This is a genomic window from Duganella sp. Dugasp78 (genome assembly GCF_059491455.1).
In genome coordinates this window covers 3684426-3709765 of sequence record NZ_CP168506.1, presented here as the reverse complement: position 1 = coordinate 3709765, position 25340 = coordinate 3684426, and the positions used below count along the sequence as shown (strand labels likewise).

Annotated in this window: 27 protein-coding genes; 11 read left to right on the top strand and 16 right to left on the bottom strand. The window is 63.5% G+C overall.

The genetic code is table 11. The features are described 5' to 3' along the window. Positions 1 to 31: 31 nt before the first annotated feature. Positions 32 to 985, bottom strand: a complete 954-nt coding sequence (locus ACEN9O_RS16460) for an aldo/keto reductase (RefSeq protein WP_495612949.1) — start codon at positions 983 to 985, stop codon at positions 32 to 34. Between the two features lie 88 nt (positions 986 to 1073). Between ACEN9O_RS16460 and ACEN9O_RS16455 the strand changes: the two genes are divergently transcribed. The 5 genes from ACEN9O_RS16455 to ACEN9O_RS16435 all read left to right on the top strand — a co-directional run bounded on the left by ACEN9O_RS16455 (position 1074) and on the right by ACEN9O_RS16435 (position 4466). Next, entirely contained in the window at positions 1074 to 1958 is an 885-nt protein-coding gene (locus tag ACEN9O_RS16455; RefSeq protein WP_495612948.1) for a LysR family transcriptional regulator, read from the top strand. 90 nt (positions 1959 to 2048) lie between these two features. Next, positions 2049 to 2555, top strand: coding sequence for a GAF domain-containing protein (locus tag ACEN9O_RS16450; RefSeq protein WP_495612947.1), 507 nt, complete (start codon positions 2049 to 2051; stop codon positions 2553 to 2555). A 124-nt stretch (positions 2556 to 2679) separates the two neighbouring features. Next, the gene (locus tag ACEN9O_RS16445) at positions 2680 to 3267 is read left to right on the top strand and encodes a TetR/AcrR family transcriptional regulator (RefSeq protein WP_495612946.1); all 588 of its coding nucleotides are present in this window, start codon (positions 2680 to 2682) and stop codon (positions 3265 to 3267) included. Continuing rightward, a complete protein-coding gene (locus ACEN9O_RS16440; protein ID WP_495612945.1) occupies positions 3260 to 4129 on the top strand; it encodes an alpha/beta hydrolase family protein in 870 nt (289 codons plus the stop codon). Before ACEN9O_RS16445 ends, ACEN9O_RS16440 begins: the two co-directional genes overlap by 8 nt. A 55-nt stretch (positions 4130 to 4184) precedes the next feature. Beyond that, a complete protein-coding gene (locus ACEN9O_RS16435; protein ID WP_495612944.1) occupies positions 4185 to 4466 on the top strand; it encodes a hypothetical protein in 282 nt (93 codons plus the stop codon). Positions 4467 to 4498: 32 nt separating this feature from the next. On the opposite strand, the gene ACEN9O_RS16430 is transcribed toward ACEN9O_RS16435, so the two are convergent. The 11 genes from ACEN9O_RS16430 to ACEN9O_RS16380 form a co-directional block, all read right to left on the bottom strand. After that, positions 4499 to 5722, bottom strand: a complete 1224-nt coding sequence (locus ACEN9O_RS16430) for an RNA polymerase sigma factor (protein WP_495618489.1) — start codon at positions 5720 to 5722, stop codon at positions 4499 to 4501. A gap of 31 nt (positions 5723 to 5753) precedes the next feature. Next, complete coding sequence (locus ACEN9O_RS16425) at positions 5754 to 6566, bottom strand: YciI family protein (RefSeq protein ID WP_495612943.1); 813 nt, start codon at positions 6564 to 6566, stop codon at positions 5754 to 5756. Positions 6567 to 6599: 33 nt separating this feature from the next. Next, positions 6600 to 7013, bottom strand: coding sequence for a YciI family protein (locus tag ACEN9O_RS16420; RefSeq protein ID WP_495612942.1), 414 nt, complete (start codon positions 7011 to 7013; stop codon positions 6600 to 6602). Positions 7014 to 7025: 12 nt separating this feature from the next. Beyond that, positions 7026 to 7499 carry a VOC family protein gene (locus tag ACEN9O_RS16415; protein WP_495612941.1) on the bottom strand — a complete coding sequence of 158 codons (474 nt, stop codon included), beginning with the start codon at positions 7497 to 7499 and terminating at the stop codon, positions 7026 to 7028. A 105-nt stretch (positions 7500 to 7604) separates the two neighbouring features. Then, entirely contained in the window at positions 7605 to 8540 is a 936-nt protein-coding gene (locus ACEN9O_RS16410) for an alpha/beta fold hydrolase (RefSeq protein WP_495612940.1), read from the bottom strand. A gap of 214 nt (positions 8541 to 8754) precedes the next feature. Continuing rightward, entirely contained in the window at positions 8755 to 9519 is a 765-nt protein-coding gene (locus tag ACEN9O_RS16405; protein ID WP_495612939.1) for a hypothetical protein, read from the bottom strand. Positions 9520 to 9521: 2 nt separating this feature from the next. Beyond that, positions 9522 to 10751 (bottom strand): hypothetical protein, encoded by a 1230-nt coding sequence (locus ACEN9O_RS16400; protein WP_495612938.1) that lies wholly within the window; start codon positions 10749 to 10751, stop codon positions 9522 to 9524. A 52-nt stretch (positions 10752 to 10803) separates the two neighbouring features. Further along, positions 10804 to 11211 carry a cupin domain-containing protein gene (locus tag ACEN9O_RS16395; RefSeq protein ID WP_495612937.1) on the bottom strand — a complete coding sequence of 136 codons (408 nt, stop codon included), beginning with the start codon at positions 11209 to 11211 and terminating at the stop codon, positions 10804 to 10806. Positions 11212 to 11231: 20 nt separating this feature from the next. Continuing rightward, positions 11232 to 11888, bottom strand: coding sequence for a response regulator transcription factor (locus ACEN9O_RS16390; RefSeq protein ID WP_495612936.1), 657 nt, complete (start codon positions 11886 to 11888; stop codon positions 11232 to 11234). A 13-nt stretch (positions 11889 to 11901) separates the two neighbouring features. Next, positions 11902 to 12435, bottom strand: a complete 534-nt coding sequence (locus tag ACEN9O_RS16385; RefSeq protein WP_495612935.1) for an Ohr family peroxiredoxin — start codon at positions 12433 to 12435, stop codon at positions 11902 to 11904. 32 nt (positions 12436 to 12467) lie between these two features. Further along, positions 12468 to 13226, bottom strand: a complete 759-nt coding sequence (locus tag ACEN9O_RS16380; protein ID WP_495612934.1) for an SDR family oxidoreductase — start codon at positions 13224 to 13226, stop codon at positions 12468 to 12470. A 225-nt stretch (positions 13227 to 13451) separates the two neighbouring features. Between ACEN9O_RS16380 and ACEN9O_RS16375 the strand changes: the two genes are divergently transcribed. After that, positions 13452 to 14471 (top strand): LysR family transcriptional regulator, encoded by a 1020-nt coding sequence (locus tag ACEN9O_RS16375; RefSeq protein ID WP_495612933.1) that lies wholly within the window; start codon positions 13452 to 13454, stop codon positions 14469 to 14471. Here the strand turns inward: ACEN9O_RS16375 and ACEN9O_RS16370 are convergent. The 4 genes from ACEN9O_RS16370 to ACEN9O_RS16355 all read right to left on the bottom strand — a co-directional run bounded on the left by ACEN9O_RS16370 (position 14463) and on the right by ACEN9O_RS16355 (position 17575). Next, a complete protein-coding gene (locus ACEN9O_RS16370) occupies positions 14463 to 15032 on the bottom strand; it encodes a hypothetical protein (RefSeq protein ID WP_495612932.1) in 570 nt (189 codons plus the stop codon). The genes ACEN9O_RS16375 and ACEN9O_RS16370 overlap by 9 nt on opposite strands. Before the next feature lie 136 nt (positions 15033 to 15168). Further along, positions 15169 to 16173 (bottom strand): GlxA family transcriptional regulator, encoded by a 1005-nt coding sequence (locus tag ACEN9O_RS16365; protein ID WP_495612931.1) that lies wholly within the window; start codon positions 16171 to 16173, stop codon positions 15169 to 15171. A 189-nt stretch (positions 16174 to 16362) separates the two neighbouring features. Then, complete coding sequence (locus ACEN9O_RS16360) at positions 16363 to 16986, bottom strand: hypothetical protein (RefSeq protein WP_495612930.1); 624 nt, start codon at positions 16984 to 16986, stop codon at positions 16363 to 16365. Between the two features lie 58 nt (positions 16987 to 17044). Then, positions 17045 to 17575, bottom strand: a complete 531-nt coding sequence (locus ACEN9O_RS16355) for a glycoside hydrolase family protein (protein WP_495612929.1) — start codon at positions 17573 to 17575, stop codon at positions 17045 to 17047. Between the two features lie 220 nt (positions 17576 to 17795). Here ACEN9O_RS16355 and ACEN9O_RS16350 point away from each other — a divergent pair, with 220 nt between their 5' ends. From ACEN9O_RS16350 to ACEN9O_RS16330, 5 genes are all read left to right on the top strand, one after another. Continuing rightward, positions 17796 to 18287 (top strand): Hcp family type VI secretion system effector, encoded by a 492-nt coding sequence (locus ACEN9O_RS16350; RefSeq protein WP_495612928.1) that lies wholly within the window; start codon positions 17796 to 17798, stop codon positions 18285 to 18287. A gap of 975 nt (positions 18288 to 19262) precedes the next feature. Further along, entirely contained in the window at positions 19263 to 20690 is a 1428-nt protein-coding gene (locus ACEN9O_RS16345; RefSeq protein WP_495612927.1) for an AAA family ATPase, read from the top strand. Beyond that, entirely contained in the window at positions 20662 to 21336 is a 675-nt protein-coding gene (locus tag ACEN9O_RS16340; protein ID WP_495612926.1) for an HNH endonuclease, read from the top strand. The genes ACEN9O_RS16345 and ACEN9O_RS16340 overlap by 29 nt, the downstream gene beginning before the upstream one ends. A 288-nt stretch (positions 21337 to 21624) precedes the next feature. Beyond that, positions 21625 to 24315, top strand: coding sequence for a DNA mismatch repair protein MutS (gene mutS / locus ACEN9O_RS16335; RefSeq protein ID WP_495612925.1), 2691 nt, complete (start codon positions 21625 to 21627; stop codon positions 24313 to 24315). Next, positions 24315 to 25307, top strand: a complete 993-nt coding sequence (locus ACEN9O_RS16330; RefSeq protein WP_495618488.1) for a hypothetical protein — start codon at positions 24315 to 24317, stop codon at positions 25305 to 25307. The genes mutS and ACEN9O_RS16330 overlap by 1 nt, the downstream gene beginning before the upstream one ends. Positions 25308 to 25340: the final 33 nt, after the last annotated feature.

The window sequence follows — 25340 nt, the reverse complement described above, 5'->3', positions numbered from 1 at the left end:
TAGGAGGGTCTCGGAAAACGGCTAGGAGTCGTTAGGAATTAAGTCCTTTCATGCCTTCCTGCGGATAGCGCGCGCCGGCCGCGATGCCGGGCGGCAGCGCCGCGCCGATGCGCGCCAGCTCTTCCGCACTGAGCTGTACGCGCAGCGCGCCCAGGTTCTCCAACAGGTATGGGATGCGCTTGGTGCCCGGGATGGGAATGATGTCGTCCCCCTGCGCCAGCAACCACGCCAGCGCCAGCTGGGCCGGCGTGCAGCCCTTGTCGCCGGCAATCGCGCGCACGATGTCGACGATGCGCTGGTTGGCCGCCATGTTTTCCTCGGCGAAGCGCGGACTGATCTTGCGGAAGTCGCCCTCCTCCAGCGGCGCCACCTTGCCGGTCAGGAAGCCGCGGCCCAGCGGGCTGTAGGCGCAGAACACCGCGCCGACTTCGCGGCAGGCTTGCAGCACGCCGTCCTCCGGGTCGCGCGTCCACAGCGAGTACTCGCTTTGCACGGCGGCCACCGGATGCACGGCGGCGGCGCGGTGCAAGGTGGCGGGCAACACTTCGCACAGGCCGATGGCGCCGATCTTGCCCTGGCGAACCAGTTGCGCCAGGGCTTCCATCGACTCTTCCAGAGGCGTTTCCGCCAGATTCAAACGGTGTATATAGTATAAATCGATATGCTCGATATCCAGCCGGCGCAGCGAGGCCTCGCAGGCCGCGCGGATGTAGTCAGGCGAGTTGTCGACGCGGCGCTCGTAATTGCCGGCCTTGCGCACCAGGCCGAACTTGGTGGCCAGCGTCACCTTGTCGCGCTTGCCGCGCAGGAAGCGGCCCAGCAGCTCCTCGTTGTGGCCGACGCCGTAGGAGTCCGCCGTGTCGAACAGCGTCACGCCCGCCTCGTAAGCCGCCTCCAGCGTGGCCAGCGATTGCGTGTCGTCGGTGGCGCCGTAGAACTCCGACATGCCCATGCAGCCCAAACCGATCCCTGATAATTTCTTCATGCCGACCTCCGTTGTTGGTTGATGGGGCCAGTCTAGCCATCGTGCGCGGCAGGCGGAATGTGCAAAATCGTGATACCTTTTCAGTATCATGAGAAAACTCGACACCCACGCCCTGCAGATGTTTGTCGCCGTCGCCCAGTGCCTGAACTTCCGCCAGGCCGCCGAGCAGCTGCACATGACGCAGCCGCCGCTGAGCCGCGCGGTGCGCCAGATGGAGGAGCGCCTCGGCGTCAAGCTGTTCGAGCGCGACACCCAGCACGTCGCGCTGACGCCGGCCGCCAACGAGTTGCTGCCGCGCGCGCTGCACATCCTGGCGCTGCTGGACCAGGCCGAGCAGGCGCTGCAAACGCGCCAGCCCGCCATGCGGCTGCGGCTGGGCATGACCTCGTCGATGGAGTCCGACCTGTACCGCGCCTTCACCGACGGCATCTCGGCCGCGCTCGGCGACGGGCCTGCGCTGGAAACCGTGTTCGACGCCTCGCCGCGCCTGGTCGCCCGCCTGCGCGCGCGGCGGCTGGACGCGGCCATCATCGCCTTGCCGACCAAGACCTTCGACCTGCCCGTGCTGCAGCTGGGGAAACAGCCGACGCTGGTGGCGCTGTCGAGCCGCCATCCGCTGGCCAGGCGCCGCAGCCTGGCGCTGGCCGACCTGCAAGACCAGCCGGTGTACTGGTTCGAACGGGCGCGCCAGCCGGCCTTCTTCGACCACAGCCACGCGGTGTTCCGCAAGCACGGTTTCGCCCCGCGCTTCCTGCTGGAGCCGCACGACCACCACGTGCTGCTCAGCGACGTCGCGGCCGGCAAGGGCGTGGCCCTGCTGCCGACCTCGTTTGCCGCGATCAGCCGCAGCGGCGTGGCCTACCGCAAGCTCAAGGAAGGCGACGAGCTGGCCGCCGGCCTGGGCCTGATCGTCGCGGACGGCCACCCGGCCGCCGCCCTGCTGCGCCGCCTGGCAAGCGCCACCCTGGGCTGATCCGGCCGGTTCGATCCTGGCCGATTCGCAGCGCACCGGCGCGGAAACGGCTACCATATCGTCCTGGAAAATTTATCTTACAAGATCATCATGACTTTCACCCTCAGCGACACCGCCTACGGCACCGACACTCCCGAAGCCAAACGCGCCATGTTCGACGACCTGCGCTCGCAGCTGACCGGCCTGGTGCATGGCGAAAGCGACCTGATCGCCAACACCGCCAACTTCAGCTCGCTGGTGTTCAACAGCATGCCGGGCCTGAACTGGGCCGGCTTCTACTTCCTCAAGGGCGAGGAGCTGGTGCTGGGGCCGTTCCAGGGCAAGCCGGCCTGCATCCGCATCAAGAAGGGCCGCGGCGTTTGCGGCTCCACCGTGGTGGAAGGCAAGTCCATCGTCGTGGCGGACGTGCACGCCTTCCCCGGCCACATCGCCTGCGACGTCAACTCGCGCTCGGAGCTGGTGGTGCCGGTGCGCGGCGTTGACGGTTCGATCGTCGGCGTATTCGACCTCGACAGCCCGCTGCCGAACCGCTTCGACCAGACCGACGCCGACGGCATCGAAGCCTTGGTCAAGATACTCGAAGCCACGCTGGCCTGAGATTTACCCCGCACGGCCAACCAGGGGTCTGACCCGGCCGGGTCAGACCCCGCATCGGCATCGGGGTGAGCGGCGGCGTTTTTTTTCGCTTGCCAACAGACCGACCGGTCTGTACAGTAAACCCATGACGACACCACCTACACGAGAACGACTGATCCGCGCCATGGGCGACGCCCTGCAGCGCAAAGGCCTGCATGGCGCCGGCCTGAGCGAGATCCTGGCCGCCGCCGACACGCCCAAGGGCGGCCTGTACCACCACTTCCCCGGCGGCAAGACCGAGCTGGCGGTGGCGGCCATCGAACAGCAGGTGGCCGAGCTGTGCGCCCTGCTCGACAAGCTGCTGCCGGCCGCGCCCGATCCGGTGGCGGCGCTGGAACTGTGGACCAGCCGCGCCCAGCAGATCCTGGCCGCCAGCGGCTTCCAGCGCGGCTGCCCGCTGGCCACCGTGGCGCTGGAATCGGAGATCGACGACGTCGCCATCCGCCAGGCCCTGGCCGACGGCTTCGCGGCCATCCGCGCCCGGCTGGCGCAGGCCTTCGAGGCTTCCGGCAAGATCGCCAACGCCGCCGGCCTGGCCGCACTGATCGTGGCGGCCTACGAAGGCGCGCTGCTGCAAGCGCGCGTGGCCGGCAGCGTGGCGCCGATGGAACTGGTCAGCGCCACCCTGTTCCCGCTGCTGCGCGCGCAACTCCAGGGACACCGCCATGACTAAGCCGCAGACCGGGCAACTGATCCTGAACGCCGCCGACGGCTACCCCATCGTCGCCAGGCTGTACCCGGCAACTGGCGCCACGCTGGCCCACCTGGTGGTTGCCAGCGCCACCGGCGTGCCGCAGGGCTTCTACCGCCGCTTCGCCGAGTTCGCCGCCGCGCGCGGCTACCGCGTGCTGACGCTGGACTACCGCGGCATCGGCCTGTCGCGCCCGGCCACGCTCAGGGGTTTCAAGATGGACTACCTGGACTGGGGCCGGCTCGACCTGGCCGCCGCCATCGACCACATGGCCAGCGACGAGGTGCCGCTGTTCATGATCGGCCATTCCTACGGCGGCCACGCGCTGGGCCTGCTGCCCAACCAGCACAAGATCGCCGCCTGCTACCTGTTCGGCACCGGCGCCGGCTGGCACGGCTGGATGCCGCCGCTGGAGCGCGTCAAAGTGTGGGCCATGTGGAACCTGGTCGGCCCGCTGCTGACGCGCTGGAAAGGCTACCTGGCCTGGAGCAAGCTGGGCATGGGCGAGGACCTGCCGCTGGGCGTCTATCGCCAGTGGAAAAGCTGGTGCCGCTACCCGCATTACTTCTTCGACGATCCGACCATGACCGGCATCCGCAGCAGCTACGACCGGGTGCGCATGCCGGTGGTGGCGGTCAACGCGCTGGACGACCTGTGGGCGCGCCCGGCCTCGCGCGACGCCTTCATGGCCGGCTACCGCAATGCCGACGTCACCGCCGTGACCATCGACCCGGCCCGCGCCGGCGTGGGCGCCATCGGCCACATGGGCTACTTCAAGGCCCCGGCGCAACCGCTGTGGGAAGCGGCGCTGGGCTGGTTTGCGTTTCACAATTCTGTAGAATGAAGGTGTTCTCGCCGGCGGCAGGCGGAACACCTCATTTGATCGATCGGGAGATATCATGAAAAAGCAATTTGCATTAGCACTGACTGCGCTGGCATTGATAAGCGAATCGGCCCATGCGGCCGGATGCCTCAAAGGCGCCGCGGTAGGCGCCGTTGCAGGCCATGTCGCCGGCCATCATGCGGTGGTTGGCGCAGTCGGCGGATGCGTCGTCGGCCACCATCTTGCCAAGCAAAAGGCGAAGCAGGAAAAGGAAGCCGAGAAGCAAGCTGAAAAGGAAGCCGCACAAGCTAAAAAGTCGCAACAGCTGCCCTCACCCGCTCCCGCTCCGGCGAAATAGGAAACCAGGAACATCGATTCCTGAAATGCCTTTTACTGGGCGGCGGCGCGCGCCAGCAGCAAGGTGCGTTCGCGCTCGTTCTGCGTCAGCTGCGCCGCGCGTTCGAATTCGCCGCGCGCCTCGTCGTGCCGCCCCAGCTTGGACAGGAAGTCGCCGCGCACGCTGGGCAGCAGATGGTAGTTCTTCAGCGCCGCCACATCCATCAAGCCATCCACCACTTCCAGCCCCGCCTCCGGCCCGAAGGCCATAGCCAGCGCCACCGCGCGGTTCAGCTCCACCACCGGCGACGGCGTCAGCTGCGCCAGCGCGTCGTACAGCGCGGCGATGCGCTGCCAGTCGGTATCAGCCGCGAGCCGCGCGCGCGCATGGCAGGCCGCGATGGCCGCCTGCACGCCGTAGGAGCCGAGACCACGCCCCGTATGCTCGGCGCGCGCCAGCGCCGCCAGGCCGCGCCGTATCAGCAGCTGGTCCCAGCGCGCGCGGTCCTGCTCCAGCAGCAGAATGGGTTCGCCCTTGGGGCCGACGCGGGCGCGGGCGCGCGAGGACTGGATTTCCATCAGCGCCACCAGGCCGTGCACCTCCGGCTCGTCCGGCGCCAGCTCGGCCAGGATGCGGCCCAGCCGCAGCGCTTCCTCGCACAGGGCCGGCCGCATCCAGTCGGCGCCGGCGCTGGCGGAATAGCCTTCGTTGTAAATCAGGTAGATCACTTGCAGCACCGACGCCAGCCGCTCGACCAGCTCGTGCGCGCGCGGCGCTTCGAACGGCACCTTGGCCTCGGCCAGCGTGCGCTTGGCGCGCACGATGCGTTGCGCCACCGTCGCTTCCGGCACCAGGAAGGCGCGGGCGATTTCCTCGGTGCTCAGGCCGCCCAGCATGCGCAGGGTCAGCGCCACGCGGCCGTCGGTCGGCAGCACAGGGTGGCAGGCCACGAACACCAGCCGCAGCAGGTCGTCGCCGATATCGTTTTCCAGCGCGTCGGCCACGGCCGCATCGAGGTTGGGCGCGGCGTCCTGCAACACGCCCTCGATTTCGTAGGTGAGCTGCGCCTCCTTTTCCTGGTGCAGCTGGCGGCGCCGCAGCAGGTCCAGCGCACGGTTCTTGGCGACGGTGGTCAGCCAGGCGGCCGGCTGGTCCGGCACGCCGGTCTCCGGCCAGCGTTCCAACGCCATCACCAGCGCATCCTGCGCCAGCTCCTCGGCCTGGCCGACGTCGCGCAGCATGCGCGCCAGCACGGCGATGATCTTGGCGGACTCCATCCGCCACACCGCTTCGACAATCTTGTGGACGTCAGCCGCCACGGGCTTTTTTCCTGAACGCTTCGCGCAGGCCGCTCTCCAGCAGTTCGGCGCGCAGGCGTTCCTCGGCGGCGCGCATCTCCGGCGTAAATTCCTGGTGGGCGATGCGCTCGCAGGCTTCGCGGATCTCCAGCGTCAGGTCGCCGGGGCTGGGATACGGGTAGGTCTTGGCCCAGGCGATGGCGTCGTCGAGCGAGGCCGCCTGCAGCATCCAGTAGCCGGCGATCAGCTCCTTGACCTCGGCAAACGGGCCGTCGACCACCGAGGTTTTCGAATTGGCGAAGTGGACCCGGGTGGCGGAGGCGCTGGCCTTGAGGCCCTCGCCGGCCAGCAGCACGCCTTGCTGCACGCCCGCTTCGTTGTAGGCGTTCATCACGTCGATGATTTCCGGCGGCGGCGCCATATCGGCCTCGGTGTCGCCGTCGGAGCGGATGAAGACCACGTAGCGCGTCAAGGCCTCGTCACGGCGCGGCAGCGTGCCCGCCGCCGTGCCGCGTTCGTCGAAGCCGACGCAGTTGCCGGGGCAGCCTGCGTCGCGGATTTCATACACGGCGCCGCTGTCGAACAGCGGCCACCAGCGCACCTGCTCGATGGCGTCTTCCTTCGACGCCGCTTCGATCAGGGTGAAGCCGGCCACCAGCTCCCTGGGCGCGAACGGCCCGTGCTGCTGGCTCCATACGCCGTCGCGCCGCAGCAGGCGCACCGCCTCCGTGCTGGGTTTGAGAAAAGTTCCCGGCTCCAGCGCGGGCGGCTGCTGGCCGCGTTCGGTGCTCTGGTTGGCGCGGCGCAGTACCATGTATTCCATCGCGTGCTCCTTTTTTTCGCTACGGTAGCAGCATCACAGGCGGGCGCGCAAGGACTCTTCCTGCGCGACCACCTCCGGCGTGGCGGCCGCGCCGAAATCCTCCATCTCGAACACCTGGCGGATTTCGATTTCCGACGGCACGTCGAACGGATTCGGGCATCGCTTCATCCACTCGATGGCCTCCTCCTTCGATTTCACCTGCAGCAGCCAGAAGCCGGCGATCAGCTCCTTGGTCTCGGCGAACGGGCCATCGATGACGGTGCGCTTGGGGCCGTCGTAGAGGATGCGCGCGCCCTTGGAGCTGGGATGCACGCCCTCGCCCGCCAGCAGCACGCCGGCGTTGACCAGTTCTTCGTTGAACGCGCCCATCGCGGTCAGCAGCTCGGTGCTCGGCATCTTGCCCGCTTCGGAATCCTCGGTGGCTTTAACGATAATCATGAAACGCATATCGCTCTCCGCTTAGCTGCATTCAGGCATCTGTTGCTTCATCGCCGCGTCCATTTCCTCCGGCGTCATGTCCTTGACGTGGGTGGCGATCGACCAGACGTGGCCGAACGGGTCGGTGACCTGGGCATAGCGGTCGCCCCAGAACATGTCGGCCGGCGGCATCTTCTCGGTGGCGCCGGCGGCGACCGCCTGGGCGTAGGTGGCGTCGGCGTCGGGCACGTAGATGTGCAGCGTGACCGGGCTGCCCTTCAGCGCCTTGGGGCTGAGGTTGCCGAAGTCGCGGAACTCGTCCACCAGCATGACGGTGGAGTCGCCGATGCGGACGGCGGCGTGTATCAGCTTGCCATCCTGGCCGGGGATGCGCGCGGTTTCGACGGCCTTGAACGCTTTTTTATAGAATTCGATGGCGTCTGCCGCGCCGTCGACGACCAGGTGGGGGGTGACGCTGTGCATGCCTTCTGGAATCGGATCTACTTTTGCAGTCATGATGCTCTCCTTGGTGTGGGTTGAGGCGAGTGAGAACGCTCACTCTACCTCCACGACGAAGCAGCACGCGTCAAATCGACAGATTTTTTTTAAATATTTTTAAAATTATTGGATGAACTCCACGAGAGCCGGCACCACCTGCTCCGGCGCCTCGTCGATCAGCCAGTGGCCCGAGCCCTGGACGATGACGCTCTTCACGTCCGTGGCCACCGAGCCGACCTGTTTGCCGAGGAATTCGCCGGCCGAGTACTGGCCGGCCAGCGTCAGCACCGGCATGGTCAGCTTGGTCTGCGACAGCGGGCCGAAGTCGGCGGCGTCGCGCTCGAAATCGCTGAAGTAGGCGAAGCCGGCGCGCATGCCGCCCGGTTGCGCGTAGGCCGCGGTGTACAGCTTGCGGTCGGCCTCCTTCACCGACTTGGTCTTGTCGGCCGAGAAGTCGTTCCAGAAGTGCTCGAAGTAGATGCGTTCACGGCCCTGGACCAGCGCCAGCGGCGTTTCGCCGTAGAAGTGGAAGTGCCACACGGCCTTGGCCGGGAAGGCGTTGCGCCAGTCGCCGACGCCGGGAATGAAGGCGTCCATCAGCACCAGCTTGCTGGTGTCGGCCGGGAACTGGGCGGCGTAGCCGTAGGCCACCATCAGGCCGATGTCGTGGCCGACCACGGCGGCCGGCTCGCTGCTGATGCCTTTGACCAGTTCATGGATGTCGACCGCCATGGTTTTCTTGTCGTAGCCGTCGGCCGGCTTTTCCGAGCCGCCGGCGCCGCGCAGGTCGGGCACGATGACGGTGTGGTGCTTGACCAGTTCGGCCATGGCCGGCGTCCACATGTGGCCGGTCTGGCCATAGCCGTGCAGCAGCACGACCGGACTGCCCTGGCCGCCGATCTTGTAGTGCAGTTTAACGCCATTGACTTGCGCGTATTTGTCGGCGAAACCGTCGACCTTGACGTCGATCGGTGCGGCGGCCGCGGCGGCCAGGCCGGTGCTCAGTACGAGGGCGGCGGCGGCCAGGCTGCGGCGGATAATGGTGGTGCTGGTGTTCATGTGGGGCTCCTGAGTGGTGGGTTAGTGCAGCCACTATATGCTTCACACTTAAGAACACCGATACCCAGAACATCAATCAATCATTCATAATTTATGAATTTAAGCACCGCCGCAGCAAGGCGGCGGTGCGGTGAAACAATCAGCCGGCATTACGGCGGCGCAGTGCCGCCAGGCCGACCAGGCCGGCGCTCAGCCGGGTTTCGTTTTCAGCCCGTCAGCGTGATGGGGCGCGCGCCACGGTAAAGTCGACCACGGCGTCGGCCGCCGGCGCCGGCGATGCCGTCAGCGCCGTCTCGAAGTGGCCGCCCAGACGATTGCCGGCGGCATCCTCCAGCGTGGCGCGCACCACGAGCTGGTAGCGGCCGGCGCGCCAGGGCGCCTCGGGCGTGAAGGTCCACACCGTCTCCCCCGCCTTCAGCCGGGCGCGGCCCGCGATCCGGCGGTTGCGGCTGTCCGCGATCGCCAGGTAGCCGGCGTCCCGGCCATCGATGGCGCCGTCCAGCGCCACGGTCAGGGCCTGCTTCGACCCGGCCGTGACCGCCGACAGCTTCCATGCGGACGGCGCCGGGCCGTGATCGTCCACCGGGCCGACCCGCCAGCGCCGGATCGGACGCCCATCCAGCGCCAGAACGACCTCCTCCCCGACTTCCAGGATAGGCCCCATCGCCTCGCGCGCTTGCAGGCCGGTCTTGACGCGGCCGGGATGCATCAGCACCGTCAAGACCTTGCCGTCCGGCGACCACAGCTCCTGCTGAAGAAAGGGATCCCGGACCGGCGTGCCGTCCGCGTGCAGCAGGCTCAGACCGGGCAACACCGGCCCTGCGACCGGCGCGGCCAATACGATAGAGAAGCGCAGCAGGTTGGCCGGCACCTCGGCCGCCGATGGCTGGACCAGCACAACGCGCGGCGGCGCAGCGGCGGCAGCGCCGCCCAGCGCCAGCGCCGAGGCCGCGACGGCGAACAATCGACTGGCGCGCATGCCTACTCCGATGCCTTGATGAACTCAGGATAGCCTTCTTCCTTCAGCAGGACATCCAGCCGCGGCTTGACGTATTTCAGCTGGAACGCGTTGTCCTTGAAGCTGTGTTCCGGGAACGCGTATTCCGACACGTGATCGCTCAGCCTGAAGCTCAGGTCCTTGCTCATGGAGACCAGTTGCAACGCGTCCTTCTCCAGCCGGCGACGCACGAGGACAAAGGATTTCTCGTCGAGGTTGTCGAGCCGCAGCGTGCCCACCAGCGGCTTGGGCATCACATCCACGCCGGTGATCTGGCCATACGGGACGACCTGCTCGATGCCCGGACGGGCGCCGGCGGCCTCCAGTTGCGACACCGGTATCAGGTCGGACACCCGGTCGAAATTCACCAGCAGCAGGAAATCTTCCTTCTTGCCCTGATTGGTCTGGCTGTACGAGATCATGTCGGCAGGCGTATTGCCGTAGCCCAGCTCGGCGATCGTCTTGCCGCGCACATGGGCGCCATCCTTCAACTCGTCGAGCGGGATGGTCACCAGCGGCGTGCAGGTGTAGGCGGCCACCAGGTAGGATTTGCCGCCCCAGCTGGCAAAACTCATGGCCCGGATCGGCGCCCGCGTCTCGATCAGGTTATGGCCGGCGTGATAGATCTCCACCGAGGTCAGCGACTGCGACGCGACGAACGGGTACTTGACCCGCCGCAGGGTCGACGCGAACTCCTGGTTGGACAAGCCGGCCACGAACAGTTCGCCGTCGCGCCACTTCATGTCGGTGACGGTGAAGCTGCGTTCGGGGATTTCTCGCCAAAACTTGAATGCCGAAGTGGGCGCGTCGCGCAGCGCGACCGAGGTCGACGCCGCCGCCTTCAGGTCGATGCGGCGGGTCTTCTTATCGCTGGTCACGGCGATCAGCGCCGGCGATTTCGCCGGGCCGTAGCTGACCGCCACGTACACCTCCGCCGTGCCCGGCCGCACCACCATATCCTCGACGGTGATCTTGGCGCCGCCCACCTCGCGCGACAGGCGCTGCTCCAGGTCCAGCACATTGAACACCGTGCCGGCCGGCTTTTGCGGCGCCGCCGGCAGCGTGATGGCGTGCACCCGCGCCGCTTTCCAGTCGGCGATGAAAAGGATGTTGTCAGGCCCGGCCGCGAGGCGCGAGATGGATTTCACGTCCGCCGCATACGCGCTGGCGGAAGCAAGCAAAAAACAAGATATGGCGATGACTGGACTACGCATGAACAGCTCCTGGTAAATAAATCGATAGGCTTGCCCGCATCGGCGGGCGCTCTCACTTGACCGGTATCAGTACCGGCTTCTTGGTTTCCTTGACCAGGAAAACCAGAAACTTTGCGGGCTTGGTGGCGCTGGCGTTGCGGCCGACGGTATGGATATCCTCCGGGCCTTCGTAGAACGTCTGCCCCGGTGTCAGGGTCTGCTGCTTGCCACCTTTGACACCCATCACGATGGAACCCTCCAGCACGTAGATGTAGCCATGCGCATCATGGCGATGGACCGGGTCCACCGCGCCGGGCGGGTACTCGACCAACAGCATCAGTCCTTCCTTGCCGGGGAGGTTATGGAACGGCTTCTCGATCAGCGGCGTGACGATGGCATCGGCGGCGGCGCTCGCGTGCTGGGTGGCGGCCACGCCTGCCACGGCACAGGCCACAGCGAGCATTTTCCTGGTATCGAACATACTGTTTCTCCTTTTATTGGCTAACCGCCAGGCGGTAGCATGGGTTCATACAAACCGAGACCCATGGCCATGACGACAGCCTGGGTCCGGGTGGACACGCCTAACTTCTGGAACAACTGCTTCATATGGCTCTTCACGGTACCGACTTCGATTCCCAGCCCCCGGGCGATTGCTTTGTCGGAACGGCCGGCGACCAGTACCTGCAACACCTCGGCCTCGCGCTGGGTCAACGGCCGCCGGCGCGACCACTCGGCTTCAAGGCGGCCGGCCATCGGGCTCAGGTAGGAATCGCCGCGGCTCAGCATGCGCACCGCCTCGACCACCTCGCAGGCGTCGCCGCCCTGGATCACGTAGCCGCGCACGCCGCTCTCCATCGCATGGCGCACGGCCGCCGGCTTGGCGTGATACGTCAGCGCCAGCACCGGCCACCGGTTCGCATGCGCCGGTGCGCTCTGCCAGCGTTCGCGCGCAGCGCTCACACCGGCCTCGTAGTCGGCGATAAGGACGCAGGGATCGGCCGGCGACAGCGCGCCGCGCGGTTCGGTGCAAAGGTGGAAGTCAGGCTGCGCCGACAGGATCGCGCGCAAGCCCGCGCTGACGATGGAACATTGGTGCCGCACTTCGACCTGGATCAGGCGCGGGCCTGCCGGCTCGGCCGGGATGAAAAGTGTTTGCATGATGGTCCTTGAATTAGCGCGCGCCGAGAGCGCGCTCGTTGATGCCGCCGCCATGCCTGACCAGCGCGACGATGCACACAATGCCCTGCCTTGCCATCTTGGTGTACGGGCAGACGCGCTCGGCATTGCGTATAAGCTCCTCGGCGGCGGCGACGGCGACGCCGGGCATGTCGATGTTGACTTCGGCAACCAGCATGTAGAGCCCATCCATCGGATCGCGTCCGAACGCCACCGTGACCGCCACCGTGCAGTCCTTGAGCTCGATGCGCGCTTTCGCCGCCAGCAAGCCCAGCGCGCCATGGAAGCACGCCCCCAGCGCTGCGGCGAACAACTGCTCCGGGTTGGTGCCGCCGCCCCGCCCGCCCAGCGCATCAGGCAGGCGCAAGGCGACATCGAGGCTGCCGTCATCCGAGCGCGCGATGCCCGACGCCCTGCCATGCGCGGCCGCACCGCCGCTCACCTTGACGCGGGTCGAGTACAGGGGCTTGAAGTCCTGGCCGAGATATTTGTCCAGCATGGACACCGGCGGTGGGGAAAGCTTTTTCATGGTCGAGTCTCCTGGGGCTGCGGCCGGCGCGTTTAGTGGTGCGCGGCAGCGGCGCTCTCCAGCCAGTGCGCCAGGGTGGTCGTGCCCACGCGGACGGGACTGGCCGGCACCAGGCTCAGCTGAGACAGCTCGGCGCCGAAATAGCGCGCGTGGGGATCGGCCACCACCGTCCGCCCATCCTCGGCGTCGCGCAAATAGCGCTGCACCAGGCCGCACATGCTTTCGCGCTCGGGGCCGGCGATCTCGCACACGCCGTTGGCGGGGGCCGACAAGGCGAAGTCGGCCATGGCGGCGGCGACATCGTCGGCGGCCATCGGCTGCATCAGGGCGGTGGGCAGGCGGATCGCCTGGCCATCGAAGCCGGCCGCCGCGATCCCGCCGAGGAATTCAAAGAACTGGGTGGCGCGGACGATGGTGTAAGGCAGGCCGGAGCGGCGTATCAATTCCTCCTGCGCGATTTTCGCGCGGCAGTAGCCGCTGTCGGTGAGCCGGTCGCTGCCGACCACGGACAGCGCGACATGATGGCGCACGCCAGCAGCGGCGGCCGCGGCCAGCAAATTGCGGCCCGAGGTCTGGAAGAATTCCATCACCGGTCCATCTTCAAAAGACGGCGCGTTGGCGACGTCGACCACGACCCCGGCGCCGGCCAGCACCGACGCCAGGCCTGCGCCGGTCAGGGTGTTGACGCCGGACGACGGCGAAGCAGCCACCGCTTCATGGCCACGCGAGCGCAGCAGGTTGACCAGTTTGCTTCCGATGAGGCCAGTGCCTCCGATAACGACGATTTTCATGATGACACCTTGAGAGTTGGGAGAAAGAGCGCCTTGATGCGGAAGAAATTCTAGGCCCGGGCCGGCGCGGCCGGTAGCCATGCGGCGGGCCGCACGGTGGTGCATGGCAGGCACCAATCGCATGGCGGACTGGCAGAATTCAAGGGGTATTTGTCATTTACGCCGCGTTCGAACGAACCTAACATCAGGTTCAGTCCGCCCCGTGACAACGTGATTAGGCATTTCATGACACTTCATCAGCTCCATCCGAACCACGGTGTCGATCCGCTGGCCTCGAGTTTCGCCACCACCTACGCGGGGGTGATCGCCTTCATCGCGGTGGTCCATGAGGGGAGCTTCGCCAAGGCGGCCGAACGGCTCGGCATCGGGCGCTCGGCGATCAGCCGCAGCGTGCAGAAACTGGAGCGCCAGATCGATACCCGGCTGTTTCTGCGCACCACGCGCAGCACTTCGCTGACGGGCGAAGGCGAACTGTTTTACGAGAACTGCAAGCCGGGAGTGGAACGCATCGCCCGCTCGATCGAAGAGATGCGCGAGCTACGCAGCGGCACGCCGCAAGGCACGCTGCGCCTGAGCGCCACGACGGGCTTCGGGCGCAAGGTGGTGGCGCCGCTGTTGCGCGGCTTTCGCGCAGCCTACCCGGATATCAAAATCGATCTGCTGCTCGACGACCATCCGGCCGACTTCATCGCCGACCGTATCGACGTGGCCTTCCGCAATGGCCGCATGGATGACAGCCAGGTGGTGGCCAAGCAGCTGATCCCCATGCAGATGCTGGTGTGCGCATCCCCCGACTACATTCGGCGGCACGGCATGCCGCACACCATCGGCGAGCTGGCGCAACACCGCTGCATCAATCTGCTGCTGGCCTCGGGGCGGACGGGTGAGTGGCAATTCAAGGTGGCGGGGATCGAGCAGAAATTCATGCCCCGGTCCAACAGCAGCTACAACGATGCCGAGCTGGTGTTGCAGGCCGTGCTCGACGGCGAAGGCCTGGCGCAGCTGGCGGGCTATCAAGTCTGCGAGCACCTGCGCACCGGCCGGCTGGTGGCCTGCCTGGCCTCGTATGCGCCCGACGACCGCGGCCACTATGTGTGCTACCTGAGCCGCCATCAGCTGCCGCAGAGGATACGGGTCTTCATCGACTACATGACCCAGCACATCCGCGCGCTGGACCTGCACTGCCTGACCCATTTCACGCCGGTGGCACAGGCAGAGGGCCTGCGCCGCGACGGCTCAGAATAAGCTGCTGTCGATGACGTCGGGGCGATGCTGGTCGTAGCGCACGGCGTCATTGATCTTGCCGCCCAGGCCGGTCAGCTGTTTGTAATCATCCGGCAGTTGCGCATCGAACGCCATCAAGGCCTGGCGTATCTCCGCATTGGACTTGCCGCCGGCTTTCTGCTCGTTGTAGAGGCTGATACGCTGATGGGTAACCTGGTCGAGCTGCCGCCGGACCCGTTGCCGTACCGTGTCGGTCAGCGTTTCGCCGGTTGCGGCCAGACGATAGGGCATGACATTGTCAGGGATGATGGCGGCGCCGTCCGGGCGGTAGGCGTTGTACTCCAGGTCGTCGGCGTCGGCCGGCGGCAATTCTGGAAAGCCCCAACCTATCTCGTCAAAGTAACGCACCGGCATTTTTTGCCCGCTACGCGGTGCGGCGCTGGCGGCCGGGCTGGCCGTGGAGGCCACGCGATCGGGTGCCGGGAAAAGCGTGGCGCGGGCGGCATCCTGGTTCTGGCGCGGGTTCACCGCCGTCGCGGCCTGGTAGGGATGGGGGTGGACGTTTCCGATTCGATTGATCATGCGGCATCTCCGTTTCAAGCGCCATGTGGACGGCAACGCGCACGTCCACCGCGCTCCATCATGCCTGCTGCGCCGGCCCCGGATTGGCGCATTTCCGACAACACGGCGGTGAGCTGTGCGCACCACTGCGGTGGACTCAGTCGGCTTGCGCACCGGCCGAAAAGCGCTTGCGGTAATCCGATGGCGACATGCCCAGGTGGCGATGAAAAATCACCCGCATGCGCTCCTGGTCGGCAAAGCCGCAGTCGCCGGCGATCTGGTCCAGATTGCGGGTCGAGTTCTCCAGCTGGCGCCGCGCCTTCTCCAGACGAAACAGCTCGACCGCCTTATACGGCGCGTTGCCGGTCTTTTGCTTGTAGACCCGCGAGAAATTGCGCGGACTCATGCACGCACGCTCGGCCAGCATGCTGACCGAGATGTTTGCCAGGCTGAGGTTTTCGGCCAGCCACAGGTGCAGCTCGTCAAAAGCCGCCGTATCCTTGGACTGCGCCTGCAACAACTCGCTGTGCTGCGGCTGGCCGCCGGAGCGCTTCATGAACACCACCAGCTCCTTGGCGACCTGCATGGCCATGGCGCGGCCGCTGTCGGCCTCGATCAAGGCCAGCGCCAGGTCGATGCCGGCGGTGACGCCGGCCGAAGTCCAGGTCGCGCCCTGCTGCACGAAGATGGCTTCGGTGTCCACGCTCAGCGCGGGGAAACGCCGTTGCAGCTCGTCGCACATGGCCCAGTGGGTGGCGACCCGTTTTCCCTGCAACAAACCGGCCTGGGCCAGCAGAAAGGCGCCCGTGCACACCGATGTCGTGCGGCGCGCCAGCTTGGCGTTGGCGCGTATCCAGTCGATCGTGGCCCGGGTTTCTCCCAACACCTCCAGGATGTACGGTGCGCCCGGCACCACGATGGTGTCGATCACACGCCCGTCGAAGTCGCTAAACGGCCGGCTATCGATGCCGACGCCTTCCGCCGTTTGTATCAGTCCACCGTCCAGGCTGACGGTATGCCGCTCGTAGCCGGGCGAGCCACGCTTGAGCATGTTCTTCGAAGCGACCCAAAACGCGGAGTGCGGACCGGTCAGGTCCAGCAATCCCATTTGGGGGAACGCAACGAATAACACCAGCGGTGCTTGGCGATGGGATAGCAGCATAGGAGGTAGGCTTGTAAGGATTAGGCGGGAAGTTGATTTTTACGGAAATAATACGCGCTTCAGCACGGCGTGCGCGCTTGCACCGGCAACGATAGCGCAGTCGGGCCAAGGGCGGTAGTGCCGAGCCGGACGTCACGCTGTTGCATTGCGGGCACCAATGCCCGCAAGGAGTGAATGATGAGCTACGTCTCAAAAAACAGTACGACCGCATGAAAACAGGACACGAGGCCAAGCTAGCGCATCAACGTCCCGCTGAAGAAGCGTAATACGATCAGTCAACCGACACCGTTTTACTCGCGCTGAAAAGTGGAAGCCGTCATAAGCTGTGCTGTAAGGTCGCCGATGTCCCTCTCTAACGGCGTCGAAATAGTATCCTTCCCAATGAATGACAATGCGGCCGGCGGCTTTAAGGTAGATGTGGGTGCAACCGGCATCGATGGCCGTCACCGGATCAGGCAGTCCCATGTTCACCGAGCTTACATGCCCCTCCTCCCGGAAGGACTTGGCGAGATCGTCCACGCTGCGCTCGTAGGATGGCCCCTTACACGTCCGGTTAGCGATTCTGAATCGATCCTTGGCGATCAGGACCTCTTCGCCGAGCATGGCCTTGGCTTGGCGGTCCGACATCGCCGCGATGTCGGCAGAGTCAAGCACCTTAACGAGACGCCATTTTCCGTAGATGTCCACGTTCGGCTCGACCGGAAACTCCACAGCACCTGCTGACCAAGACGCCAGCGCCGTGAGCAGAAGCGCAGCCAGCGCGCGCCGGGCAGCAGTCTGGCGCGCCGTCGAAAATAAGTCGGCAAATCGCATGTCGATCCCTTCAAAGTCTGGATAATTGGACCGCCGCGAAAACGGCGTTGCGCCTATGCTAATTCGATGGCGCCCGGAAAGGCGCGCTCTCCTCCGCGCGCCTTCCGATGAGGCCGTGAGCGATGACCTTCTTCGGCCCCTTCTTCGTGCGCACCGTCATGTAGATCGTTCGAGAGATCGCGCTTGCGGCACCCTTGAAATCGCCATCGTCGACAAGCGAGAGCGCGTTCTCGGCGCCTCTTACGCCCGCGTTGTAGACAAAACTGACCAGTGCGTCGAACTGCTCCTGACTTAGGGCCTGGCGCGACACTTTTCGGCGGACTATCCTCTCCGCGTCGGCGATCCGCGATACGAAGGCCGCCTCGACCTCGGCCGGCCCGACCTTCGTCTTGAGCTCGGTTTCGGAACAGGGCCCTTTATGCGCGAGTGTCCCGATGCCCCACGTACAATTACCGCGACCGGGCCTTCCACCATCGTCGTAATAATAGTATTTGGGGTCTTCGTTCTTGCGCATGCGCGCCTTGGCGGTAGAGCTCATCCGCAGTTTGGAGTTGTCGGTTTTCTGGTCTTTCGAGGCATCATCCGGCATGTCTTCCTCCCGGTGGTTGTGGCTTGGACCGGCCGGCCCAGCCTTGGCACAACTCTATGCTCGCCGGACGCCCCCACCGTGACAACGCGCAAGGGCCGGCATGGCACGCGGTCGGGCAGTGAGCCAACCCATTGAGCGGCCGCAACGGGCTCGGCAGGCGGTGGCGGAATAATGGGTTCCCGCCCGGCGCCGCCGCGCGCGAACCCACGAGGAGAAGGCCATGGCGATCGACGTATATCTGCGCATCGGCGACATCAAGGGCGAGTCCAACGACGACCGCCACAAGGATTGGATCGAATGCAGGTCCGTCCGTTGGGAGCTCTCGCAGCCCAGGTCGGCGACGGCATCGACGGGTGGCGGCCACACGGCCGAGCGGAGCGACCACGGCGACATCGTAATCTCCAAGCTCGCGGACCTGTCCTCGCCGCAGCTCTTGCAGCACTGCTCGTCGGGCAAGACCTTCCCGCCGGTCACCATCGAATTCATGCGCGCCGACGCGATGGGCGAACGGGTCAAGTATTTCGAGATCGCGTTGGAGAATGTGCTGATCGGTGGCGTATCCGCGGCCATCCGGGAAGGCGACATCTTGGGAGAGCATGTCGCGCTGAAATACTCGAAGATTACCTGGCGCTACACGCAGCAGAAGATCACGGGCGGCGCGGGCGGTAACACTGCTGGAAGCTGGAATCTTTCAACCAATCGAGTAGCTTGACCAGCTTGCCACCGCGCTTCCAGTTTCGATCACCGCCCTGAAAGCGAACGCGCTGAGCAGGACGTCTATGGAAAAAACGATCACTATGAAATCCTGAATGAATCCATATCTCGGTTGCGCAGACGAATCCACATAAAAAGTCGCGACTTTGTCAGGTATAACAAAGAGGTCAAAGCGTTCATCCTTGCGCTTGCCAATTTCGGCCACGTCAATTATGGACAGGCATCCTATTACCCTCCTCTAGCCGTCCTTACCGAGCCTACTACGACCCAGATGACAAGTCGGACCTGCTAATTCTTTGCGAAGACTTGTTCGATCGAGAATACAAATACAAAGAGCGTCATGGGGGAAATAGTGAACAGGGCTTTGCTCTTGGATTGTTCGCATCAGACAACCACAAGTACATATCGGCCCTTCTCTACACCTCATCTCTGTCATTAGAAAAACTCACGAGCCTAGCCCCAGATCACGGAAATACGCCAAAGTACGTTTGTGTGGAGCGAGAGATTGTCGAGATGCTTCGGATCAGCGGCAGCTCCCCAAACGAATCTCTCGGGGACGGAGTGTCTTTCCCCCCCCTCGCAGAGTACCCGCTGGAAAATGATTTTTTGCCCTTAAAAAGTATTAGCCATGTGCGATTCGTGGAGGACGAAGCTCAGATAAAAATATCCTGCCATGGCAATAGCTCCCTAATTCAGCGGCGCATCGGACCTCTTGAATTATTACAGGGCAAAATTGACAACCTTGAAAATTTAATACCCCCCCCACAGCTTCCAAAACGATAATGGAAGCGCTCTTGCACGGCTGTCCTGATCGCGGAGCAACTCCTTTTGACGACCTTTCATGTCCGCAGCCATGAATCGATTGTGACAATTGATTGTGACAATTTGATATAAACCAGCCAATTGCAACATGCTAAGATTTATCTAATTTCAAAATGAAATTTTTGATCGAAAAACTACAACCAGGAAAAAAATGCTATTGCGCAACATGAGCATCAATGGGCACGACCTTTTCGGAAATGTTTCATTTGATTTGTCTGATTCGGACGATGTCAACGTCAATTATAAAACTGTGGTGATCGGCCCCAATGGAACGGGGAAAAGCACCATCCTCTCCTGTCTCGCTGATGCGATCACCATTGAATGTAGCGAAAAGAAAAACAAATCGTTAATGGCAATCAATTATGGCTACGACCTGCAACTAAGAGATGGCGAAAAAGATCTGTTGGTGAGTAGTAGTGATCAGACAAAAATAAAAAAATACGGAAAAGGAAAAATTTTAGCGATTTCGTCGACTCCCAACGACCGTTTCCCTTATTTAGCAAAAAACAGCGTCAGAAAGACGCAACAGTATTGCTACTTGGGAATGAAGTCCGCCTCGAATAATATATTCTTCGCGAACATGAAGGAGAAATTATTTCAGGATATCGTGGTCGTTTGTAATTCATTAACGCGCGTGAAAGGCGCGCGACGTGTCTTAGGCGAATTGGGATTTAGTAGCAAATTTTCAATCACCCTCAATAAAGGCAGTAATTTCTCCGCTTTTCAGAAAGCATCCGTCAATATCGCGCCTCGCACTAATAGCAGTACGAAATTTCAAAATGCGGCTTTTTCGGATTTTATTGCATCCACCTTATTTAAGAGAAATCGTAAGTCCATCGGCGGAATAATACGTGAGATCAACAGTTCGAGCGCACCTTACCGGATAGATGCCAATATCGCTACTATTCGTCGAAATAAGATCCTTCTGGATAAGATTGCCTTGGTATCCAATCTTGTGGCAACAAAAATATTGACCATTAGCTCATTTTCAATATTTTCTGAAAATGGTATCGATTTGCACCAGGCCAGCTCGGGTGAGTTTAATATCTTGAAAATCCTCCTTTCCATTCTTGCAAATGTGGAAAACAACTCCGTCATATTAATTGACGAACCGGAGGTAAGCCTGCATCCCAACTGGCAAATCAGCTTCCTCGATTTGTTGGACAAAACCCTGAAGGATTTCTCAGGCTGCCACTCAGTCATAGCGACGCATTCGCACTTCATACTCTCCAACCTGCAGGACAGCGATTCGAGCATCCTCGCGCTTCAACGCAACCATGCGGAAAATAGTATTGAAATTAACAAGCTGGATGTGCATAGCTACGGCTGGTCCCCCGAACACACCTTATATGAGGTATTTGGTGTTACCGGATTCAGAAATAAATATTTGGAACTGGATCTTAGAATACTTATTTCATACATAAGCAATAACAGGGGAAATTTCGCTGATTTTTCCGCCGCCGTTAAGCGTGTAGCAAAATTCAATATTCAAAAAAACGACCCGCTCTACAAATTAATACAGAACGCCAAAGCGATGATAGGAGAAAAAAATGCGAAAAGCGTTGCTATTTCAAGATAAAATAACTTCTGTGGGGACGCTGCTGCCGGCGGAGCGAGCTGTAGTGAAGGCTCTTCTTGCATCAAGTTTAACTCATGATAAAATTTGGAGTGGCACTGGCTGGACCGTTTCTTCTGCCACCATAACAGAACGGAACGACATAAAGAAAAGAATTAAAGATTTTCTGTTGATTGAGCAGGAAAAGTATTGCTACTATTGCGGCTTCAGCTTTGAGTTTAGAAATGGTTTGAAAGGGATACGAGGCATACATCTTGATCATATCGCACCAAAACATAATCACAGAGATCAAATATTTGGCACGAAAAATCTTATACTTGCCTGTTCAAAATGCAACTCCTCCGATTATAAAGGACCTAAGGATACCGTATTAAAAAAGGCCGCTGCGTATAAAAATTGGGAATTCAACATCATCCATCCTTATTTGGATACGTTTTCAGATCATTTGCAATTGTATGATGATGGTAGCCTGCGCTTGGTAAAATCTTCTTCAAAAGGGCGTGCAACCAAGGATATGTTTGGATTGGATGAATCCACGATGGTGCAGATGAGGTCATGTTGCCTCATGTTTGATGCGCATGAAATAGATGACCTGGCCGAGCTGGAAGTTAGGCGGATTACCAAAAAGAACCTTACATCGCATCGATAGGGCCAGGATTCGCTTCGGCCGCCCGACGAGGATGGAGTGGATGCGCACATCTACTACATCGAGAAGATGCTGGCAGGCCTGAACGGCAACTCCCAACGGCGTTCGGTGCCGGGCGAAATGTGCTTCGCCGCTACGTAGCCGGCGACTTGCTGCGAGCCGCGAGCGCGCTCACGTGCGGAACGCAGTTCTTTGGGCACGTGCGTCCGAAAGCGGTAAAATGACAGGTTACGCGCGGGGGCCGGTTGAGCCTTCGCAAAACCAGACTCATGCACCGCCGAAAAAGAACCAATGACCACCGTCCCGAACGAAATCAACGCCGCCGCCGTCAAGAACAGCCCTACCGAAAAAGTCACTCCCATGATGCAGCAGTACCTGAGCATCAAGGCCGAATACCCGGACATGCTGGTGTTCTACCGCATGGGCGACTTCTATGAGCTGTTCCACTCCGACGCGGAGAAGGCGGCGCGGGTGCTGGGCATCACGCTGACCGCGCGCGGCAGCTCGGGCGGGCAGCCGATCAAGATGTGCGGCGTGCCTTTCCATTCGCTCGAAGGCTACCTGGCCAAGCTGGTCAAGATCGGCGAGTCCTGCGCGATCTGCGAGCAGATCGGCGACCCGGCCACCAGCAAGGGGCCGGTCGAACGCAAGGTGATGCGCGTGGTCACGCCAGGCACGCTGACCGACGCCGACCTGCTGCCGGAAAAGGCCGAACGTCCGCTGCTGGCAATGTGCATCATCAGCCAGCGCAAGGTGGCCACGGCCGGCCTGGCGTGGCTGTCGCTGGCCAGCGGCGCGTTGAAGCTGATGGAGTTCTCCGGCGACAGCCGCACCGTCACCGCCCGCATGCAGCAGGAGCTGGAGCGCATCGCGCCGGCCGAGGTGCTGCGCGGCGATAACGCCGACCTGTTTGAAGAAACCCTGAGCTGTCACGTCAACCGCGTGCCGGACTGGCACTTCGACGTCGTCAGCGGCCACAAGTCCCTGCTCGACCAGCTGAGCGTGGCCACGCTGACCGGCTTCGGCGCCGACGGCCTGGGCGCGGCGTTCGGCGCGGCCGGCGCGCTGCTGCGCTATGCCCAGTCGACGCAGGGACGCGGCCTGCAGCACGTGCGCACGCTGACCACCGAAACCGAGAACGAATTCATCGGCCTCGATGCGGCCACGCGCCGCAACCTGGAACTGACCGAGACCATCCGCGGCCAGGAATCCCCCACCCTGTTCTCGCTGCTGGACCACTGCCGCACCGCGATGGGTTCGCGCCTGCTGCGCCACTGGCTGCACCATGCGCGTCGCGACCAGGCCATCGCCCGCTCGCGCCACGAAGCCATCGCCGCGCTGGGTCACGCCGATGCCACCGGCGCGCTGTCGCACACGCTGGCGCAGGTGCCGGATATCGAACGCATCACCACCCGCATCGCGCTGCTGTCGGCGCGTCCGCGCGACCTGGCCAGCCTGCGCGACGGCGTGCAGCAACTGCCGGCGCTGCGCCACGCGATGCAACGCGCGCTGACCGATACCGACGGCCTGCTGGCCGCGATCCACGCCGACATGGCCACGCCCGAAGCCTGCCTCGACCTGCTGCAACGCGCGGTGGCATTGGAGCCAGCGGCGATGGTGCGCGACGGCGGCGTGTTCGCGCGCGGCTTCGACGCCGAGCTGGATGAACTGCGCGCGCTGTCCGAGAACGCCGGCCAGTTCCTGGTCGACCTGGAGACGCGCGAACGCGCCCGCACCGGCATCGCCAACCTGCGCGTGGAGTACAACAAGGTGCACGGCTTCTACATCGAAGTCACGCACGGCCAGACCACCAAGGTGCCGGACGACTACCGCCGCCGCCAGACCCTGAAGAACGCCGAGCGTTACATCACGCCGGAGCTGAAGGCCTTCGAGGACAAGGCGCTGTCGGCGCAGGACAAGGCGCTGGCGCGCGAGAAGATGCTGTACGACCAGCTGCTGGGCGACCTGGCGCCATTCATCGGCAGCCTGCAGACGATCTCCAAGGCGCTGGCCCAGCTGGACGCCCTGACCTCGCTAACCGACCACGCGCTGCGCCACAACTGGTGCGCGCCGCAGCTGGTGGACACGCCGTGCATCAACATCGCCGAGGGCCGCCATCCGGTGGTGGAGAATCAGATCGAGCGCTTCATCGCCAACGATTGCCGCTTCGTCGAAGACCGCCGCCTGCTGCTGATCACCGGCCCGAACATGGGCGGTAAATCGACCTTCATGCGCCAGGTGGCGCTGATCACGCTGCTGGCCTACGTGGGCAGCTACGTGCCGGCCACCAGCGCCACCATCGGCCCGATCGACCGCATCTTCACCCGCATCGGCGCCACCGACGACCTGGCCGGCGGCCGCTCGACCTTCATGGTGGAGATGACCGAATCGGCGGCGATCCTGAACGGCGCCACCGAACACTCGCTGGTGCTGATGGACGAAGTGGGCCGCGGCACCTCGACCTTCGACGGCCTGGCGCTGGCGTGGGCCATCGCGCGCCACCTGATCGACACCAGCCGCAGCTTCTCGCTGTTCGCCACCCACTACTTCGAACTGACGCAGCTGCCGGAGAGCCATCCGACGGCGGCCAATGTGCACCTGTCCGCGGTCGAGCACAAGGACAGCATCGTGTTCCTGCACGCGGTGCAGGATGGTCCGGCGTCGCAGAGCTACGGCTTGCAGGTGGCGCAGCTGGCCGGCGTGCCGCAGCCGGTGATCAAGGCCGCGCGCAAGCACCTGGCGCGCCTGGAAGCGCAGGCGCTGGACGCCACGCCGCAGCTGGACCTGTTCGCCGCGCCGACCACCGACGCCGACGACGAGGAACTCGACGCGCCGGCGCATGGCGCGCCCGCAGCCGCCAGCCCGGCGATGCGTGAGCTGCTCGATGCGCTCGACGATCTCGATCCCGATGCGCTGACCCCGCGCGAAGCGCTGGAGCGCCTGTATCAGCTCAAGCGCCTGACGGAGACGGCGCAGGCATGATGCGGCTGCGCGTCTCCGGCACGGCCACCGCGACTACGCCGTTGCGCCGCCTGCTCGCGATCGCGGCCGGCGTGGCGGTGCTGGCCGCGGGCCATGTGCAGGCCGCGCAGGCCGTGCAGCCGGCCGTGCGCGGCTTCCAGTTCGGCGTGATCGGCCACTCGTTCAAGAGCGGAGCGGATGAATCGGTGCTCAGGCGCGCCATCGCCGACGTCACGCAGACCGCGCCCGCCTTCATCGTCACCACCGGCATCAAGGCCAGCAGCGAGCCTTGCAGCGACAAGCTGTATGCGCAGCGCCGCGCGCTGCTCAACGAGGCGGCGGCGCCGATGATCGTCTCGCTGGCCGGCAGCGACTGGAGCGGCTGCGTCAATTCCATCGGCCGCTCCAACGCCATCGAGCGCCTGAACCGCTTGCGCGAATTGTTCTACGCCGACGGCGAATCGCTGGGCGAACGCCGCCTGCCGCTGACGCGTTTGTCGGCCAGCGCCAAGTTCCGCAGCTACGCCGAGAACGCCCACTGGGAGTATGGCAAGGTGCTGTTCGCCACCATCAACCTGCCGGCCAATAACAACCACTTCCGCGCGGAGGCTGGCCGCAACAGCGAGTATGAAGACCGGCTGGTGGCCAACCGCGCCTGGCTGCACCGGCTGTTCACGCTGGCGGAGCGGCAGAAGATGCACGGCCTGGTGCTGTTCTCGGACGGCGATGTCGGCGTGCAGGCGGAGCAAGGCTTCTCGCTGCTGCCGAGTTTTCAGTCCAAGCAGGATGGCTACGCCGAACCGCGCCGGCAGATACGGGCGATGGCGGAAAAACTCAAAGGGAAGGTGCTGCTGGTCGATACCCAGGGCGGCGCCGGGACCGAGCCGTCCATCGTCTGGCGCGGCAATGTGGGGCATCTGAGCCTGGCCGCGGAATGGGCCGAGGTGCGCGTCGCCCCCGGCACCGCCGCCCTGTTCACGCTCAAGGGCGGCAGCGCCGAGACGACACCGTAACCCCCACCGCAAAGGGGTCAGACCCCGTTCGGG

Coding starts and splice junctions, on each gene's coding strand:
- ACEN9O_RS16460 (WP_495612949.1), bottom strand. CDS start 985: ATGAAGAAATTATCAGGGATCGGTTTGGGCTGCATGGGCATGTCGGAG.
- ACEN9O_RS16455 (WP_495612948.1), top strand. CDS start 1,074: ATGAGAAAACTCGACACCCACGCCCTGCAGATGTTTGTCGCCGTCGCC.
- ACEN9O_RS16450 (WP_495612947.1), top strand. CDS start 2,049: ATGACTTTCACCCTCAGCGACACCGCCTACGGCACCGACACTCCCGAA.
- ACEN9O_RS16445 (WP_495612946.1), top strand. CDS start 2,680: ATGACGACACCACCTACACGAGAACGACTGATCCGCGCCATGGGCGAC.
- ACEN9O_RS16440 (WP_495612945.1), top strand. CDS start 3,260: ATGACTAAGCCGCAGACCGGGCAACTGATCCTGAACGCCGCCGACGGC.
- ACEN9O_RS16435 (WP_495612944.1), top strand. CDS start 4,185: ATGAAAAAGCAATTTGCATTAGCACTGACTGCGCTGGCATTGATAAGC.
- ACEN9O_RS16430 (WP_495618489.1), bottom strand. CDS start 5,722: ATGGAGTCCGCCAAGATCATCGCCGTGCTGGCGCGCATGCTGCGCGAC.
- ACEN9O_RS16425 (WP_495612943.1), bottom strand. CDS start 6,566: ATGGAATACATGGTACTGCGCCGCGCCAACCAGAGCACCGAACGCGGC.
- ACEN9O_RS16420 (WP_495612942.1), bottom strand. CDS start 7,013: ATGCGTTTCATGATTATCGTTAAAGCCACCGAGGATTCCGAAGCGGGC.
- ACEN9O_RS16415 (WP_495612941.1), bottom strand. CDS start 7,499: ATGACTGCAAAAGTAGATCCGATTCCAGAAGGCATGCACAGCGTCACC.
- ACEN9O_RS16410 (WP_495612940.1), bottom strand. CDS start 8,540: ATGAACACCAGCACCACCATTATCCGCCGCAGCCTGGCCGCCGCCGCC.
- ACEN9O_RS16405 (WP_495612939.1), bottom strand. CDS start 9,519: ATGCGCGCCAGTCGATTGTTCGCCGTCGCGGCCTCGGCGCTGGCGCTG.
- ACEN9O_RS16400 (WP_495612938.1), bottom strand. CDS start 10,751: ATGCGTAGTCCAGTCATCGCCATATCTTGTTTTTTGCTTGCTTCCGCC.
- ACEN9O_RS16395 (WP_495612937.1), bottom strand. CDS start 11,211: ATGTTCGATACCAGGAAAATGCTCGCTGTGGCCTGTGCCGTGGCAGGC.
- ACEN9O_RS16390 (WP_495612936.1), bottom strand. CDS start 11,888: ATGCAAACACTTTTCATCCCGGCCGAGCCGGCAGGCCCGCGCCTGATC.
- ACEN9O_RS16385 (WP_495612935.1), bottom strand. CDS start 12,435: ATGAAAAAGCTTTCCCCACCGCCGGTGTCCATGCTGGACAAATATCTC.
- ACEN9O_RS16380 (WP_495612934.1), bottom strand. CDS start 13,226: ATGAAAATCGTCGTTATCGGAGGCACTGGCCTCATCGGAAGCAAACTG.
- ACEN9O_RS16375 (WP_495612933.1), top strand. CDS start 13,452: ATGACACTTCATCAGCTCCATCCGAACCACGGTGTCGATCCGCTGGCC.
- ACEN9O_RS16370 (WP_495612932.1), bottom strand. CDS start 15,032: ATGATCAATCGAATCGGAAACGTCCACCCCCATCCCTACCAGGCCGCG.
- ACEN9O_RS16365 (WP_495612931.1), bottom strand. CDS start 16,173: ATGCTGCTATCCCATCGCCAAGCACCGCTGGTGTTATTCGTTGCGTTC.
- ACEN9O_RS16360 (WP_495612930.1), bottom strand. CDS start 16,986: ATGCGATTTGCCGACTTATTTTCGACGGCGCGCCAGACTGCTGCCCGG.
- ACEN9O_RS16355 (WP_495612929.1), bottom strand. CDS start 17,575: ATGCCGGATGATGCCTCGAAAGACCAGAAAACCGACAACTCCAAACTG.
- ACEN9O_RS16350 (WP_495612928.1), top strand. CDS start 17,796: ATGGCGATCGACGTATATCTGCGCATCGGCGACATCAAGGGCGAGTCC.
- ACEN9O_RS16345 (WP_495612927.1), top strand. CDS start 19,263: ATGCTATTGCGCAACATGAGCATCAATGGGCACGACCTTTTCGGAAAT.
- ACEN9O_RS16340 (WP_495612926.1), top strand. CDS start 20,662: ATGCGAAAAGCGTTGCTATTTCAAGATAAAATAACTTCTGTGGGGACG.
- mutS (WP_495612925.1), top strand. CDS start 21,625: ATGACCACCGTCCCGAACGAAATCAACGCCGCCGCCGTCAAGAACAGC.
- ACEN9O_RS16330 (WP_495618488.1), top strand. CDS start 24,315: ATGCGGCTGCGCGTCTCCGGCACGGCCACCGCGACTACGCCGTTGCGC.